Origin of the sequence: Nostocoides sp. HKS02 (genome assembly GCF_009707485.1) — a bacterium.
Classification (GTDB): Bacteria; Actinomycetota; Actinomycetes; order Actinomycetales; family Dermatophilaceae; genus Pedococcus.
In genome coordinates this window covers 1,669,414-1,684,826 of record NZ_CP046121.1, presented here as the reverse complement: position 1 = coordinate 1,684,826, position 15,413 = coordinate 1,669,414, and the positions used below count along the sequence as shown (strand labels likewise).

Here is a 15,413-nt window from a genome sequence, read left to right as displayed (position 1 = left end):
ATGTGCACCGAGCACCGCGTGCCCACCACAACCCTGAGAGGATCAGCACATGGCTGCCGACTCCCTGCTGCTCGTCGCCCGCATCGGCAAACCCCACGGCCTGCACGGCGAGGTGACCGTCCAGCTGCACACGGACGACCCTGAGCGCCGGTTCGCCGACGGGGCCGTTCTCGCGACCGAGGCGGTGGCGGGCTCCGGCGTGCCCCGCCAGCTCACCATCCGCAGCACCCGCGTGCACCAGGGGACCTGGCTGCTCGGCTTCGCGGAGGTTCCCGACCGCACCGGCGCCGAGTCGCTGCGTGGCACCCGCCTGCTGGCCGATGTCAGTGATGACGAGCCGGACGACGACGAGCAGGCGTGGTACGAGGACGAGCTGGTCGGGCTGAGCGTGGTGACCGTCGACGGGATGGTGGTCGGTGAGGTCGCCGGGCTCGAGAGCCGGGCCGTGCAGGACCTCCTCGTGGTCCGCCTCAGCGCGGGCGGCGAAGCACTCGTGCCGTTCGTCGAGCAGATCGTGCCCGAGGTCGACCTCGAGAACCGGCGCGTCGTGATCGCTCCGCCTGCCGGCCTGCTCGAGCTCAACGCCGAGTGAGCGGTGCCCAGATGCGCGTCGACGTCATCTCGATCTTTCCCGACTACCTTGCGCCGCTTGAGCTTTCGCTGATCGGCAAGGCGCGCCGCGACGGGCGCATCGACCTGCGTGTCCACGACCTGCGCGACTTCGCGCGCGACCGGCACCGCACCGTCGACGACACGCCCTACGGCGGCGGCGCGGGCATGGTCATGAAGCCCCAGCCGTGGTCAGAGGCCCTCCAGCACGTGGCCGGTTCGGGCGCCGACGGTGCTCGCCCGCGGCTCGTGGTGCCCGGCCCCGGTGGTATGCCGTTCACGCAGGCCATGGCGCGCGAGCTCGCGCAGGAGCCGTGGCTGGCCTTCGCCTGTGGTCGCTACGAGGGCATCGACGAGCGCGTCTACGAGTACGCCGCAGACGATCTCGGGCTCGAGGTGTCCGTCGTGTCGCTGGGGGACTACGTCCTCAACGGGGGTGAGGTGGCCGTGCTGGCCATGGTCGAGGCCGTGGCCCGACTGCTGCCCGGGGTCATCGGCAACGCCGAGTCGCTGGTCGAGGAGTCCCACGAGGACGGCCTGCTCGAGTACCCCGTCTACACCAAGCCGGCCGCCTGGGAGTCCGCGCCGGGACGCACCCGCGAGGTTCCCCCGGTGCTGCTCTCGGGCGACCACCACGCCATCGCCGCCTGGCGCCACCAGCAGCGCCTCGACCGCACGGCGCGCAGACGGCCAGACCTCCTGCACGGGTCGCAGGCGGGCGCACGCCTCGGCGACTTCGACGTGGCGGTCGCGACTGCGGCCGATGCGCCCGAGATCCTGACCTTGAGCCGCGCCTGCTGGGTCACCGAGGCGCAGGCCAACGAGAGCCTGGTGATCCCGCCGCTGGTCGAGACCATCGAGGACACGGTCGCGGGGATCGGGCAGTGGACCACCTGGACCGTGCGTGGCGCGGGTCGCCTCGTCGGGTCGGTCCGCGGGCGGGTCGCTCCGGACGACCCGACGCTCTGGCAGATCGGGCGACTCATGGTCGCGCCCGACCTGCAGGGCCGCGGTCTCGGGCGGGCGCTGCTCGCGCACGCCGAGGCGGCCGCGCCACCGGGCACGGCGGCATACTGGCTCAACACCGGCGTGCGCAGCGACCGCAACCTGCGCATCTACCGCAAGGCGGGCTATCGCGTGCGAGCGGGTGAGGGCAGCTTCCCGGGCACCGTCGACCTGACCAAGCCCCGCCGGTAGGTCCGCGGTCGTCGCAGCCGGGCCGTCAGTCGATCAGGGCTGCGGCCAGGTCGCGTGGCACGAGGCGACGCGCGGCGATGAGGCGCTCGGCCACCCCGACGGTCACGGTCTGGGCGGCCATGATCCCGAACAGCACCAGGACCTGCGCCGTCGCGGCCTGGGCGGGGGAGCCACCACCGAGCATCACCCCGATGAAGGCCCCCGGAAGCGTCACGACCCCGGTGGTCTTCACCTGGTCGAGCCCGGGCAGGAGCGCTTCGGGGGCGCGGCGGTGGATGATCTCGCGGATCGCTTGGCCCGGCAGGAGGCCAAGCGAGAGGCAGGCCTCGTACTGCGAGTGTTCCTCGCGTAGCGCGGCAAAGGACCGGCGTCCGACCAGGGTGTGGGCCGTCATGGCGTTCCCGACGATGATCCCCGCGATGGGGATGATCCCGACGCCGGTGAAGGGGATCGTGCCGGTGGCGAGGACGACGACGAGGACCGGCACGATGCCGGCCGCCATCGCCGCCGCTGCCGCGGGCCAGGAGCGCGGCGCCTCGACCCGCCGGGTTGTGGTGAGGACACCCATGGCGAACATCGCCACGACCAGGACGACCGACCACGCCAGGCTCCGCACCGCGGCGGCGATCACCAGGGCGGCGATGCTCAGCTGGACGATGGCGCGCAGGCCGGCCACGAGCACGGGTCGCCCGAGCGCGTAGCCACTGACCCGATGGGCGAGCAGGGCAAGGCCCATCAGGAGGACCAGCGCGGTCGCGACGGGCCAGCCGGGGTCGATGCTCACCGGGCCAACGGTAGTCCGCGGGCCGGAGGGCCGGAGGCGGACGCGGCCAGAGCTCGGGGTTGACCTCCCCGGACCCTTTCTGTATCGTTCTACTCAATCGTTCTAGTATATCGTTCTAGAACAGAATCCAGAAGGAGCCGGAGATGGGCAACGTGACCCTGAAGTCCGTGGCTGAGGCGGCCGGCGTGTCGATCTCGACCGTCTCCAACGCCTACAACAAGCCCGAGCAGATGTCCGCCGAGGTCCGCCAGCGCGTGCTCGACACCGCCAAGGCGCTCGGGTATGCCGGCCCGAACGCGGCCGCCCGCAGCCTGCGGTCCCAGCGCGCTGGCGCCATCGGCCTGCTGTTCACCGAGCAGCTCAGCTACGCCTTCTCCGACCCCTACTCGGTGGGCATGCTCGCCGGACTCTCGGAGGTGGCCGAGGAGCACCGGACCGGGTTGCTGCTGATCCCGCTGCCGCCGGCCGACACCGGTCGCCCCGAGGACGTCGAGCTGGCCTCGGACACGATGCGTCAGGCGGTCGTCGACGGCGTGGTCGCCTACTGCGTCGATCCGGACCACCCGGCCCGACAGGTTGCCCTGGACCGCGGCCTGCCGATGGCCTCGACGACCGAGCTCGACGACGAGCGCCAGACGTACGTGCTCATCGACGAGGACGGTGCGGCCAAGGCGCTCGGTCGCCACCTGCGGGACCTCGGCCACCGGGACGTCGGGATCGTCGTCAACAGCCGCCAGCCGACGGGCCCGGCCACCTTGGTGGGCCCAGAGGACGAGGCGGAGCTCTACAACGACTCCCGGCTCCGGCTTCGGGGGCTGCGTGAGGCGCTGGGCGGGCAGGCGCGGGTGACCGCGGTGTCGGCCGGCCACAACTCCCACGAGGCCGGCCTCGCGGCGGCGGCATACCTCCTGGACCGGCATGACCGGCCGACCGCGATCGCCTGCACGAGCGATGTCCTGGCCCTCGGCGTGCTCGACGGCATCCGCCAGCGCGGCCTGCAGGTCGGGCGGGACGTCTCGCTGAGTGGCTTCGACGACATCGCCGAGGCGCAGGCCGCTGGCCTCACCACCGTGCGCCAGCCCATCGCCGAGAAGGGCCGCCTGCTCGGGCGGATGCTCCTCGACCCGGCCTTCACCCAGCGCCGCGTGGTGCTCGACACCGAGCTCGTCATCCGGTCCAGCACCGGACCGGCGACCGGCCAGCCCAGCGGACCAACCCCCAACCCAACCCCCAACCCCCAACCCACCGCACCACCACCTGAAAGGAGGAGGACATGAACGACTTCATCGCCCTCAGCATCACCCGCTCCATCGGAGACGCCAGCGAGGCCCGGTCCGCGCTGCCCCACGCGCCTGTCGTCGACGACGGATACGCCCCTCGTCCCGCCAGGGCCGTGCGTCGATCGCTCGCCACCACGCTGCGCACCGCAGCGGCCGTGGAGCACCGCTGGGCCAACCGGCTCGACCCGGCGGCCTGCTGACCGGTGACGCGGGCAGGCTGCCTGCGCAGGGGTCCCTCCGGCGATTTCTGCCGTGGACCCCTGCCATGGCAGAATGACTCGTTGCGCCCGGTGACCCACGCCCCTGCCACAGGGGGAGTGACCGGCACCGTCCGGCCACGCGGCCAGTCACCGGCAGGGCGCAACCCATCTGTCAGCAGCACGACCAACACCCTGGGCGACCTGTGGCGCCGAGAAGAAAGCGAATCCGCCATGCAGCGTTTCGACGCGATCGACCAGGTCTCCCTGCGCGACGACATCCCGGCCTTCCGCGCCGGTGACACCGTCAACGTGCACGTCAAGGTCGTCGAGGGCACCCGCTCGCGCATCCAGGTCTTCAAGGGCGTCGTGATCCGTCGTCACGGAGGCGGCATCGGTGAGACCTTCACGGTCCGCAAGGTCTCCTTCGGCGTCGGCGTCGAGCGCACCTTCCCGCTGCACACCCCGATCATCGACAAGATCGAGGTCGTCACCCGTGGTGACGTTCGTCGCGCCAAGCTCTACTACCTGCGCGACCTGCGCGGCAAGGCCGCCAAGATCAAGGAGAAGCGCGAGACGACCCCCGCCAGCTGAGGCGGGACCATCTCCGTTCCCCGGTGCCGTGACACCTGGTCGTGGTGTCCTGACACCCGGCCCTGGTGTCCTGCCACCCAGCGACACATCCCCGAGAGTTAGGCTCCGGATCGATGAACCCCGGACCGGACTCACCCCAGCAGGACCCGGCCGCCGCGTCAGCTGAACCTGACGCGGCGGTGCCGTCCGTACGTCCTCGTCGCGGGCCATCCTGGCCGGTGCTCGTGGGGGTCGCCCTCGTCGTGATGCTGCTGGTCCGCGGCTTTCTGCTGCAGTCCTTCTACGTCCCCTCGGGCTCGATGGAGCCCACGATCCAGCCGGGCGACCGCATCCTGGTCAACAAGCTCGTCTCGGGTGACGCGCTGCACCGCGGTGACGTCGTGGTCTTCGACGGCACGACGACGTTCGCCGCGGCCGACCTCACCCCCCGGCGCTCGAGCGGCCTGCTCGGGCGGGTTCTCGGCGGAGCCGCGTCCGCAGTGGGGGTGGACCTCGGTGAGCAGGACTTCGTCAAGCGGATCATCGGCCTGCCGGGCGACCACGTCGTCTGCTGCGACACCCAGGGCCGGATCACCATCAACGGCACTGCTGTGCAGGAGCCCTACATCATGTCTGGCGACAAGCCCAGTGACCTGACGTTCGACATCACGGTTCCGGCGGGGCGCCTGTGGGTGATGGGCGACCACCGCAGTGACAGCGCCGACTCGCGGGCCCATCTCGGCGACCCGGGGGGCGGTACCGTGCGACTCAGTGACGTGGTGGGGCGAGCCGCCGCGACGTACTGGCCGCTCTCGCGTATCGGGGGCTTCGACACCCCGGCCGTTCTGGCCGACATCCCGCGGGCGGTGACCAAGTGACCCATCCCGACACGGGAGCCAACCACTCGACGAACGAGCTCGGTGAACCGGTCCCGGCCCAGTCCGAGCACCTCCACGAGGGAAGCCCGGAGCGTGGTTCGGAGCCGCCCGCACGCCCCACGGCGGGGCCGGCCGGCCCGAGCGGGCTGGCGGTGCTGGGGGCCGCCGTCAAGGAGTTCGTCATCGTCGTCGGCATGGCGCTGGTCCTGTCGTTCATCGTCAAGACGTGGCTGCTGCAGGCGTTCTACATCCCCTCCGGCTCTATGGAGGACACCCTGCGGATCGACGACCGGGTCATCGTCAGCAAGCTGACGCCCGGGCCGATCGACCTGCGTCGTGGCGACATCGTCGTCTTCGCCGATCCGGGCAACTGGGTCGAGGCCCCGGTGAGCCAGCCGCAGGGCACCCTCAGCACCGTGGTCCGTGACACGCTGACCTTCGTCGGTCTGCTGCCCGACACCGCGGAGAACCACCTCATCAAGCGGGTCATCGGGTTGCCGGGCGACCACGTGGTGTGCTGTGACGTCGGCGGTCGGATCACCATCAACGGCGCTCCGATCAAGGAGCCCTACCTCAAGCCGGGCAACGCCGCCAGCGAACAGGACTTCAACATCACGGTGCCGCAGGGGCGTGTCTGGGTCATGGGTGACCACCGCGCGGATTCCTCCGACTCCCGCTTCCACGACGGACCGAAGCAGGACGGTAGCGCCGGCTCGGTCCAGGAGAGCCTCATCGTCGGGCGCGCGGTGGCGCTCGTGTGGCCGCTCGACCACCTGACCTGGCTGTCGAACCCGAGTGCCACCTTCGGCGCCGTACCGCCCCCCAGCAGCCACACGTCGGGCACCTCTGGGTCGACCCGACCGTCGAGCACCGCCACCCCGGGCGCGACGGGGACGACCGGGGCTGGGTCTGGCTCGGTGCCCGGAGGCGACGCCTCGAGCAGTACTCCGGTTGGCCTGGGTGCCCCTGGCGGAACCCGCCTCGGGGGAGACTGAGGTCATGCCCAAGGCCGTCGTCCCCCCGAGCCGCCGTCCGAGCCTGCGGGTCGAGCGCGCCCTTCAGCGCGACGGACACCGCGTGCTGGCGGGCATGGACGAGGTCGGCCGTGGGGCGCTGGCGGGCCCGGTGAGCGTCGGTGTCGTGCTCATCGACGAGACGTGCCGCAGCGCCCCTGCTGGGGTGAAGGACTCCAAGCTGCTCACCCCCGCAGCGCGGGTCGCCATGGTGCCCCGTATCCGGCGCTGGGCGCTGGCGTATGCCGTCGGGCACGCCTCACCGGCGGAGATCGACGAGGTGGGCATCATCGCCGCACTCCGGCTGGCTGGGTGCCGCGCGCTGAACGCCGCCGCCGTCGTGCCCGACCTGGTCATCCTCGACGGCAACCACGACTGGCTGACCGCGCCGGGCGACGTGGGGCTGTTCGCGTTCGCCGACTCCGCCCCCGCCACTCCGCCCGTCACCACGATGATCAAGGCAGACCTGAAGTGCTCGTCGGTCGCCGCCGCCTCCGTGCTCGCCAAGGTCGAGCGCGACGCGATGATGGTCGCGGCGGCGCCGCGCTACCCGGCATACGGATGGCACGAGAACAAGGGGTATGCCGCGCCCGAGCACCTCGCGGCGCTCGAGGCCCACGGCGCGAGTGACCTGCACCGTCGCTCGTGGCGCCTTCCCGGAGTGGCAGGAGATGATGGTGGCACCGTGGGTGACCAGGCAGGGCAGGCAGTGGGGCAACCGGAGATGAGCGCGCGATGAGTTCAGAGGACCTCGAGAAGTACGAGTCCGAGATGGAGCTGCAGCTCTACCGCGAGTACCGCGACGTCGTCGGGTTGTTCTCGCACGTCGTGGAGACGGAGCGGCGCTTCTACCTGTGCAACTCCGTCGACGTGAAGGTGCGCAGCGACGGCGGCGAGGTCTACTTCGACGTGACGATGCAGGACGCCTGGGTGTGGGACATCTACCGCCCGGCCCGGTTCGCCAAGCAGGTGCGGGTCGTGACATTCAAGGATGTCAACGTCGAGGAGCTCGCCAAGTCGGACCTCGAGCTCCCCAAGGGGCCGGGCTTCTAGCGGGTCTCGCTTCTAGCGGTTCTCGCTTCTAGCGGTTCTCGTCCTGGTCGTCCACAGGGCGTCGGCCGAGGTGGTCCTGTCCACAACCCCGCCAGGGGTCAGGTGCTGACGGGTCGTCCCCCGGGTTGGCTTGCGGCATGGCAGACCAGACCGACCCGCGGCGCATCGTGGGGGAGTACGGCGAACGTCTCGCGGCGCGGTACCTCGAGGACCAGGGCCTCCACATCGTCGACCGAAACTGGCGGTGCGCGCTCGGCGAGATCGACCTCGTCGCGCGCGAGGGTGACTGCCTCGTGTTCTGCGAGGTGAAGACTCGGCGCAGCGTGCGGTTCGGTGACCCCGTCGAGGCGGTGACGCCAGCCAAGGCGGCCAGGCTCCGACGGCTCGCGGCCGCGTGGCTGCGAGAGCACGGCGTGCGCTCGGGGCGCATCCGCATCGACGTCGTCGCCATCCTCCGGCCGGCGTCGGGGCCGGCCACGGTGCGCCACCTGGTCGGGGTCGGGGCATGACGTTCGGGCGCACCCGCTCGTTGACCCTCGAGGGCCTGGCCGGCGCGGTGGTCGAGGTGGAGGCCCACCTGTCCAACGGGCTGCCGGCGTTCATGCTCGGAGGGCTGCCCGACACGGCCTGCGCCCAAGGCCCTGGCCGGGTCAAGGCGGCGGCGGCGAGCATCGGGCGCTCGCTCGCGCAGGAGCGCATCACCGTCAACCTGTCGCCGGCCTCCCTGCCCAAGAACGGCAGCGGCTTCGACCTGCCCATCATGGTGGCGGTGCTGGCGGCCCTGCAGGTGGTACCCGCGGCCAAGGTGTCCGACGTCGTCCACCTCGGTGAGCTGGGCCTCGACGGCACGGTGCGCCCGGTCCGCGGCGTGTTGCCCGCGGTGCTGGCCGCTGCCCGAGAGGGCTGTGCTGACGTCGTCGTCGCGGCGGAGAACGCCACCGAGGCCGCGCTGGTCCCCGGTGTCCGGGTGCATGCCGTGCACCACATCGCCGACCTCGTCAGCGGCTACACCGCGCCTGGTCCGCTGGCGCTCGGCGCGGGTCCGTCGGCCAGGGTGGCTCGCCGGGCGACCCCGGTCGCACCGGACCTGAGCGAGGTCATCGGCCAGGACGAGGCGCGCGTTGCCGTCGAGCTCGCCGCCGCGGGCGGTCACCACCTCTTCCTGCTGGGGCCGCCGGGCTCGGGCAAGACGATGCTGGCCGAGCGACTGGTGACGGTGTTGCCCCGCCTGACGCACGAGCAGTCCATCGACGTCCTCGCAGTGCGTTCGCTGCTGGGAGTCCGGGCCGACGAGCTCGAGATCGGTGGTGTCCCACCGTTCGTCGCGCCTCACCACAGCGCGTCGCAGGCCGCGATCATCGGCGGTGGCAGCGGGGCCGTGCGCCCCGGGGCGATCTCGCAGGCCCACCACGGCGTGCTGTTCCTCGATGAGGCGCCAGAGTTCCGCACCGGTGCGCTCCAGGCGCTGCGCCAGCCGTTGGAGTCCGGCACCGTCGTGGTGTCCCGGGCGCGGGCGGCTGTGCGCTTCCCGGCCAGGTTCCAGCTGGTCATGGCTGCCAACCCGTGCCCCTGCGGGCTCGGCTTCGGCAAGGGCACCGAGTGCGTGTGCCGGCCGATGGCCAAGCGCGCCTACCTCGGCAAGCTCTCTGGCCCGCTCATGGACCGGGTCGACCTGCAGGTGCACGTGCCGGCGGTGACCCGATCGTCGCTGTCGGGTGAGCCCGGTGAGTCGAGCGCGGTCGTCGCGGAGCGCGTTCGCCAGGCCCGCGCGGCTCAGCATCAGCGGTGGGGCCAGACGTCATGGTCGCTCAACAAGCCAGGTCCCGGGCGCCCGCCTGCGCCGAGGGCCGTGGCGGCTGCCGAGGACCGTGACCGTCGATATCGACGCTGCGCTCGACCGCGGCCACCTCACCCTGCGTGGCTACGACCGCGTGCTCCGGGTGGGCTGGACGGTGGCCGACTTGGCGGGCCGGTCGACCCCGACCCGGGGCGACCTCGGCACGGCTCTGACCTTGCGCCAGCACGGTGCCGTGGCCGCATGAGCCGGCTTCAGATCAGCGTGCCCGCTGGGGACCGCGCGGCTCGCGTCGCGTGGGCTCGACTCGTCGAGCCCCGCGACCGGCAAGCCCTCGAGCTCATCGCCGCCCTCGGGCCCGAGGATGCGTTGCACGCGGTGGACCTCGATGACCGGCTCGGGCAGCGGATGCTCCCACGGGTCGAAACCCTCGATGTCAGCCGTGACCTCGAGATCGCCCGCCACCTCGGCGCCCGGATCGTCGTCCCCGGCGATGCGCAGTGGCCGCGGGGCTTCGACTCGCTCATCGACCCGCCGCTGTGTCTCTGGCTGCGCGGGCCCCTCGACCTCGCCGCTGAGAGCGAGCGCAGTGTGTCGATCGTCGGGGCCCGAGCCGCCACCCAGTACGGCCTGCGTCAGGCCGCTGACCTCGCGGCAGGCGTCGCCGAGCGGGGCTTCGCCGTGGTGTCTGGCGCCGCCTACGGCATCGACGGCGCCGCGCACCGCGGAGCGCTGGGCGTCGAGGGCAGCACCATCGCGTTCACCGCGGGTGGCATCGACCGGCCGTATCCGCGGGGCCATGACGACCTGTTCGCGCAGCTGTGGCGCGACGGGTTGGTGGTCACCGACGTGCCCCCGGGCGCGGCTCCCACAGCGGTGCGGTTCATCGCCCGCAACCGGATGATTGCCACGCTCAGCCAGGGCACGCTGGTCGTCGAGGCCGGTCTGCGCTCGGGCTCGCTGAACACCGCACGCACTGCCAACGAGACCAACCGGGTCGTCTGTGCGCTCCCGGGCTCGGTGGAGTCGGCGGTGTCAGCCGGGTGCCACCAGCTGATCCGTGACGGGGAGGCCGTGCTCGTGACCGATGCCGCCGAGGTCGTCGAGCTCGTCGGCCGGATGGGCGAGGTGGTCGCGGCGAAGCGCGGGCCGGTTCGGTCGGGCGACGACCACGACGAGGCGCATCGGGGGGTCTACGCGGCGCTGCCGGTCCGCAAGCCGGCGCCGGTGGAGGACATCGCCCGGCGCTGTGGTCAGAGCCTGGGCGAGGTCCGGGCGGCGCTGGGCGTGCTCGAGCTCTCCGGACTCGCCCGCCGCAGTGTGGCCAACGAGTGGTCGAAAGCGGGTCGGCGGCGGTAGCAGCGGGGTGGCGGCTTGTCCCACCCGCCAGCATTTGCGACGGTGGCGAGGTGAGCGAGTCCCTGGCCAGCGCTGTCGACGCGTTCGCGCGTCATCTGCGCAGCGAACGGGGTCGCTCCGAGCACACCGTTCGGGCCTACCTCGGCGATGTCCGCAGCCTCTGTGCCTTCCTCGAGTCCGACAGCCAGATCACCGAGCTCGCCGAGATCCGGCTGCCGGACCTGCGGGCGTGGCTCGCCATGCAGTCTCGTGGCGGGGCGGCCCGCTCCACCATCGCGCGGCGCAGTGCCGCCATCAGGACCTTCCTCGGGTGGGCGACCCGCACGGGTCGGATCGCAGTTGACCCGTCGCTGCGCCTGGCCGCACCGCGTCGGACTGGCCACCTACCCGACGTGCTGCGGCAGTCGGACGCCAAGGCGCTCCTGGACCTGGCCGGGGTCGCCAGCGACGACCAGGACCCGATCCACCTGCGGGATCGCGCCGCACTCGAGCTGCTGTACGCCAGCGGCATCCGGGTGGGGGAGCTCACCGGACTGGACATCGACGATGTCGACCTCGGCGGCGCAGTCTTGCGGGTGATGGGCAAGGGAGGCAAGGAGCGCACCGTGCCCTTCGGCATTCCGGCGCGGGAAGCGGTCGAGGCCTGGTTGGCCCTGGGTCGCCCGCGGCTGTGTGGGCCACAGAGCGGGGCGGCCCTCCTGCTCGGCGTGCGGGGCCGGCGCGCGGACGCACGACAGATCCGCTCAGCGGTGCATGCTCTGATCGCGCACGTCCCCGACGCGCCTGATCTCTCCCCCACGGGTTGCGCCACAGCGCCGCGACCCACCTGCTCGAGGGCGGGGCCGACCTGCGCCTCGTCCAGGAGCTGCTCGGGCACGCCAGCCTGGCGACCACCCAGATCTACACCCACGTGTCCGTCGACCGGCTCAAGCAGTCCTACCGTCAGGCCCACCCGCGCGCGTGAAGTCGGCCGAGTGGCCGACCCGGCCCACGGGTGGGCTGGCGGCACGGCCGGAGGCCCAAGCCGCCTCATGTGGGTGGTTCAGCCGAGGGGAAGCAGCCGCACCCTGCCCGGCGCCAACAAGCGCCAACGGGTCGAGATACCTCTCGTCGCGAATCGCCCCGAGGTGCAGGCACGGGTCGGGCGCGCAGTGGCTGCCCGTGGTGGTGAGGGTTCCGATGACCTCACCCGCGGCGACGACCTGGCCGCGGGTGACCAATCCCCGAACGGGCTCGTACGTCGAGCGCACCCCCGATGGGTGCAGCACGGTCACCGTGCCCCGACCGCCCAGAACGCCGACGTGGCTGACGGTCCCCGCCGCAACGGCCCGAACCTGCTGCCCATCGCGGCCGGCGAGGTCGATGCCGCGATGGCCCGAGCCGTAGGCACTGGCCGGCGGGTCGAACGGGCGCAGGACCACGGGCCGGGGGACCAGTGGCCAGGCCCACCGCCCGACGGGGACGGCGCCGGTGGGCCGCACCGGCGGCTGAGACGCGGGTGACGCCGACGCTGATCGCCCCACCGATGCCGCCCCCACCGATGCCGACCCGAACGATGCCGACCCCACCAATGCCGACCCGAACGACAGCGGCCCCGACGACAGCGAGGCGAGCGCCAGGGCCAGCGTCGCCAGCGGCGACAGGAAGGTGGTCCACGAGCTCATCGCCCCACCGTGCCGGCGGACGACCAGACCCAGCGACGCGTCTCGGGTGCGCTGTGGACGCGGCATTCCGCAGGCCGAACCTGTGGAGCGCCCTCGCCGAACGCGGGGGGTTATCGGGACCGGAGCCGGTCCACCGCCTGCTGGAGCACCTCGTCCCGCTTGCAGAAGGCGAAGCGCACCAGGGTCCTGGCCGCGTCAGCGTCGTCGTGGAAGACCGACACCGGCACGCCCACCACTCCGAGCCTGGCCGGCAGCTCGCGACAGAACTCGAGCGCGTCGACCGCGCCCAGGGGCGCCGCGTCTGCGATGACGAAGTACGTCCCCTGCGGCACGGACACCTCGAGCCCCGCCGACCGCAGCCCCGCCACGAGCAGGTCCCGCTTGGCCTCGAGCGAGGCGGACAGCCCGGCATACACCTCGTCGGCGAGCCCCAGTGCCACGGCCACGGCCGGCTGAAAGGGTCCTGACCCCACGAAGGTCAGGAACTGCTTCACCGCGCGTACCGCCGAGACAGCCTCTGCGGGGCCGCTCACCCAGCCGACCTTCCAGCCGGTGGCCGAGAACGTCTTGCCCGCCGACGAGATCGAGAGGGTCCGCGACGCCATCCCCGGCAGTGTGGCGACCGGCACGTGCTCGGCTCCCGAGAACACGAGGTGCTCGTAGACCTCGTCGGTGACCACCCAGGCGTCGAACTCCTGCGCGAGGGCACAGACCAGCTCCAGCTCGTCCCGGCTGAACACCTTGCCCGTCGGGTTGTGGGGCGTGTTGAGCAGCACCAGCCGGGTCCGCGGCGAGAAGGCCGCCCGCAGCGACGCCTCGTCGACCGCGAAGTCGGGGAACCGCAGGATCGAGGTGCGGCGCACCGCCCCCGCCAGCGCGATCGACGCGGCGTAGGAGTCGTAGTAGGGCTCGAACGTCACGACCTCGTCACCCGGCTCGCACAGCGCGAGGATCGTGGCTGCGATGGCCTCGGTCGCGCCCACGGTCACCAGGACCTCTGAGCGCGGGTCGACGGTCAGGCCGTAGAACCGTTGCTGGTGCGCAGCGATCGCGTCGAGGAGCTCGGGCACCCCGGGGCCGGGCGGGTACTGGTTGCGCCCGCCGTCGATGGCCGCCTTGGCCGCGTCGAGCATCTCGCGAGGGCCGTCGGTGTCGGGGAACCCTTGACCGAGGTTGACCGCCCCGTGTTCGGTGGCCAGCGCGGTCATCTCCGCGAAGATCGTCGTTCCGAAGGGTCCGAGCGAGGGTTTGCCGGGTGGACGGGCCATGCGGCCGAGCGTATGCCGTCAGGTCGCCAGCCCGTGGGCAGCATCGTCCGGGTGATGGCCCGGACGAAGCTGCCCACGACCGGGTATGCCGCGTGCCTACCGGCGGGCGGGGGCCGCTTCAACATGGGCGATGTGTGCGAGCTGGCGCCACACCAGCGCGAGGGTGACGCCGGATCGGACGAACGCGAACCAGAACGGCGCCGTAAGCCCCCCACTGCTCCGCGATGATGCCACCCAGGCCCTGACCGAGCACGAGTCCGAGGAATAGGCCCACGACGTAGACGCTGCCTACCCAACGCCACGAGCACGGCCTCGCGGGTCTGGGAAGCCACCAGGAGCGGCCCGGCAGCCAGGGCGATCCCGTCGCCGATGTTGCTCACCCACGAGGAGGCGAGCAGCCACCGGAACCCGCGGCCGAGTCGCGGCGGGGCGACGACGTCGATGATCCGGCTGACCCTGCTCACGACCGACCAACCTAGGGCAGCGGGGGCGTCCGCGGATTTCGCGGCACGACCCCACAGCACGTACGATGGTCGGCGGTCGACGTGCGCGTGCGTGCGGAGACCTAATTCGCGCGTCTTCTCGCCGGGTGACGAGGAATCTCTCCGAACCCGGGGCGCACCACAGCAGTCCGGCGGGTATGCCGGTGGGGTGCGTAGCAGGCGCCAGGCAGGTGGTCGCACCCACGCGGCATACCGACGCAACTGACAAGCACAAGGAGACACGGCATGGCCGTCGTTACCATGCGCCAGCTCCTCGAGAGTGGCGTCCACTTCGGGCACCAGACCCGTCGTTGGAACCCCAAGATGAAGCGCTTCATCATGACCGAGCGCAATGGCATCTACATCATCGACCTCCAGCAGTCGCTGACGTACATCAACAACGCGTTCGAGTTCGTCAAGGAGACCGTCGCGCACGGCGGTTCCATCCTCTTCGTCGGCACCAAGAAGCAGGCGCAGGAGCCGATCGCCGAGCAGGCGACCCGCGTCGGCATGCCGTACGTCAACCACCGTTGGCTCGGTGGCATGCTCACCAACTTCAACACGATCTCCAAGCGCCTCACGCGCCTCAAGGAGCTCGAGGAGCTCGACTACGACAACGTCGCGGGCTCGGGCTACACCAAGAAGGAGCTCCTGATCTTCAAGCGGGAGCACGACAAGCTCGAGAAGACCCTCGGCGGCATCCGCAACATGGCCAAGGTTCCCTCGGCCGTGTGGATCGTGGACACCAAGAAGGAGCACCTCGCCGTTGACGAGGCGCGCAAGCTCGGCCTGCCGGTCATCGCCATCCTCGACACCAACTGCGACCCCGACGAGGTCGACTACAAGATCCCGGGCAACGACGACGCGATCCGCTCCGTCACCCTGCTGACCCGCGTCATCGCCGACGCCGTGGCCGAGGGCCTCATCGCCCGCAGCTCGGGCGGCAAGGGCCAGGCCGAGGCTGAGGGCAACGTCGCCGGCGACGAGCCGCTCGCCGAGTGGGAGCGCGAGCTGCTGGGCGGCGAGGCTGCCCAGACCGCCGAGGCTGCTGCACCCGCGGCCGGCGAGACCGCCGCCGCCGACGCCCCCGAGGCCGTCGTCGAGGCACCGGTCGAGGCCCCCGCCGAGGCCCCCGCCGAGGCGGCCAAGGCTCCCGTCGAGGCCGCTGCCGAGGCACCCGCCGAGGCACCTGCCGAGGCTGCTGTCGAGGCACCCGCCGAGGCTGCGACCGACGCCGACGCCGACGCCAACGCCTGAGCAC

Annotated in this window: 15 protein-coding genes and 3 pseudogenes; 14 read left to right on the top strand and 4 right to left on the bottom strand. The window is 71.7% G+C overall.

The window, feature by feature from the left end:
* Positions 1-49: 49 nt before the first annotated feature.
* Both rimM and trmD read left to right on the top strand, forming a co-directional pair.
* A complete protein-coding gene (gene rimM / locus GKE56_RS07985) occupies positions 50-592 on the top strand; it encodes a ribosome maturation factor RimM (protein WP_154684091.1) in 543 nt (180 codons plus the stop codon).
* Positions 593-603: 11 nt separating this feature from the next.
* Positions 604-1,806: a tRNA (guanosine(37)-N1)-methyltransferase TrmD gene (trmD, locus tag GKE56_RS07980; RefSeq protein ID WP_154684090.1), complete on the top strand. Its 1,203-nt coding sequence runs from the start codon at positions 604-606 to the stop codon at positions 1,804-1,806.
* A 25-nt stretch (positions 1,807-1,831) separates the two neighbouring features.
* Here trmD and GKE56_RS07975 read toward each other — a convergent pair whose 3' ends face one another.
* A complete protein-coding gene (locus GKE56_RS07975) occupies positions 1,832-2,590 on the bottom strand; it encodes an ABC transporter permease (RefSeq protein ID WP_154684089.1) in 759 nt (252 codons plus the stop codon).
* A gap of 143 nt (positions 2,591-2,733) precedes the next feature.
* Between GKE56_RS07975 and GKE56_RS07970 the strand changes: the two genes are divergently transcribed.
* The 11 genes and pseudogenes from GKE56_RS07970 to GKE56_RS17390 all read left to right on the top strand — a co-directional run bounded on the left by GKE56_RS07970 (position 2,734) and on the right by GKE56_RS17390 (position 11,702).
* Positions 2,734-3,867, top strand: coding sequence for a LacI family DNA-binding transcriptional regulator (locus GKE56_RS07970; RefSeq protein ID WP_154684088.1), 1,134 nt, complete (start codon positions 2,734-2,736; stop codon positions 3,865-3,867).
* Positions 3,864-4,070 (top strand): hypothetical protein, encoded by a 207-nt coding sequence (locus GKE56_RS07965; protein WP_154684087.1) that lies wholly within the window; start codon positions 3,864-3,866, stop codon positions 4,068-4,070. The genes GKE56_RS07970 and GKE56_RS07965 overlap by 4 nt, the downstream gene beginning before the upstream one ends.
* 231 nt (positions 4,071-4,301) lie before the next feature.
* Positions 4,302-4,661 carry a 50S ribosomal protein L19 gene (gene rplS / locus GKE56_RS07960; RefSeq protein WP_154684086.1) on the top strand — a complete coding sequence of 120 codons (360 nt, stop codon included), beginning with the start codon at positions 4,302-4,304 and terminating at the stop codon, positions 4,659-4,661.
* A 113-nt stretch (positions 4,662-4,774) separates the two neighbouring features.
* On the top strand, positions 4,775-5,518 hold the full coding sequence (gene lepB / locus GKE56_RS07955; RefSeq protein ID WP_154684085.1) for a signal peptidase I: 744 nt from the start codon (positions 4,775-4,777) through the stop codon (positions 5,516-5,518).
* On the top strand, positions 5,515-6,513 hold the full coding sequence (gene lepB / locus GKE56_RS07950) for a signal peptidase I (RefSeq protein ID WP_230209272.1): 999 nt from the start codon (positions 5,515-5,517) through the stop codon (positions 6,511-6,513). Before lepB (GKE56_RS07955) ends, lepB (GKE56_RS07950) begins: the two co-directional genes overlap by 4 nt.
* Before the next feature lie 4 nt (positions 6,514-6,517).
* Positions 6,518-7,270 (top strand): ribonuclease HII, encoded by a 753-nt coding sequence (locus GKE56_RS07945; protein WP_154684084.1) that lies wholly within the window; start codon positions 6,518-6,520, stop codon positions 7,268-7,270.
* Positions 7,267-7,584 (top strand): DUF2469 domain-containing protein, encoded by a 318-nt coding sequence (locus GKE56_RS07940; protein ID WP_154684083.1) that lies wholly within the window; start codon positions 7,267-7,269, stop codon positions 7,582-7,584. The genes GKE56_RS07945 and GKE56_RS07940 overlap by 4 nt, the downstream gene beginning before the upstream one ends.
* 137 nt (positions 7,585-7,721) lie before the next feature.
* Entirely contained in the window at positions 7,722-8,093 is a 372-nt protein-coding gene (locus GKE56_RS07935) for a YraN family protein (protein WP_154684082.1), read from the top strand.
* Positions 8,090-9,626: pseudogene (locus GKE56_RS07930) on the top strand (YifB family Mg chelatase-like AAA ATPase). The gene GKE56_RS07935 and the pseudogene GKE56_RS07930 overlap by 4 nt, the downstream one beginning before the upstream one ends.
* On the top strand, positions 9,623-10,738 hold the full coding sequence (dprA, locus tag GKE56_RS07925) for a DNA-processing protein DprA (RefSeq protein ID WP_154684081.1): 1,116 nt from the start codon (positions 9,623-9,625) through the stop codon (positions 10,736-10,738). Before GKE56_RS07930 ends, dprA begins: the two are co-directional and overlap by 4 nt.
* Positions 10,739-10,788: 50 nt before the next feature.
* Positions 10,789-11,702: pseudogene (locus GKE56_RS17390) on the top strand (tyrosine recombinase XerC).
* Here GKE56_RS17390 and GKE56_RS07910 read toward each other — a convergent pair.
* From GKE56_RS07910 to GKE56_RS17385, 3 genes and pseudogenes are all read right to left on the bottom strand, one after another.
* Positions 11,665-12,402 carry a murein hydrolase activator EnvC gene (locus tag GKE56_RS07910; RefSeq protein ID WP_230209271.1) on the bottom strand — a complete coding sequence of 246 codons (738 nt, stop codon included), beginning with the start codon at positions 12,400-12,402 and terminating at the stop codon, positions 11,665-11,667. The pseudogene GKE56_RS17390 and the gene GKE56_RS07910 sit on opposite strands and share 38 nt — an antisense overlap.
* A gap of 110 nt (positions 12,403-12,512) precedes the next feature.
* A complete protein-coding gene (locus GKE56_RS07905) occupies positions 12,513-13,670 on the bottom strand; it encodes a pyridoxal phosphate-dependent aminotransferase (protein ID WP_154684079.1) in 1,158 nt (385 codons plus the stop codon).
* Between the two features lie 293 nt (positions 13,671-13,963).
* Positions 13,964-14,134 (bottom strand): annotated as a pseudogene (locus GKE56_RS17385) (MFS transporter); the annotation flags it as partial.
* Positions 14,135-14,398: 264 nt separating this feature from the next.
* Here GKE56_RS17385 and rpsB point away from each other — a divergent pair.
* Positions 14,399-15,409: a 30S ribosomal protein S2 gene (gene rpsB / locus GKE56_RS07900; RefSeq protein ID WP_154684078.1), complete on the top strand. Its 1,011-nt coding sequence runs from the start codon at positions 14,399-14,401 to the stop codon at positions 15,407-15,409.
* Positions 15,410-15,413 lie beyond the last annotated feature (4 nt).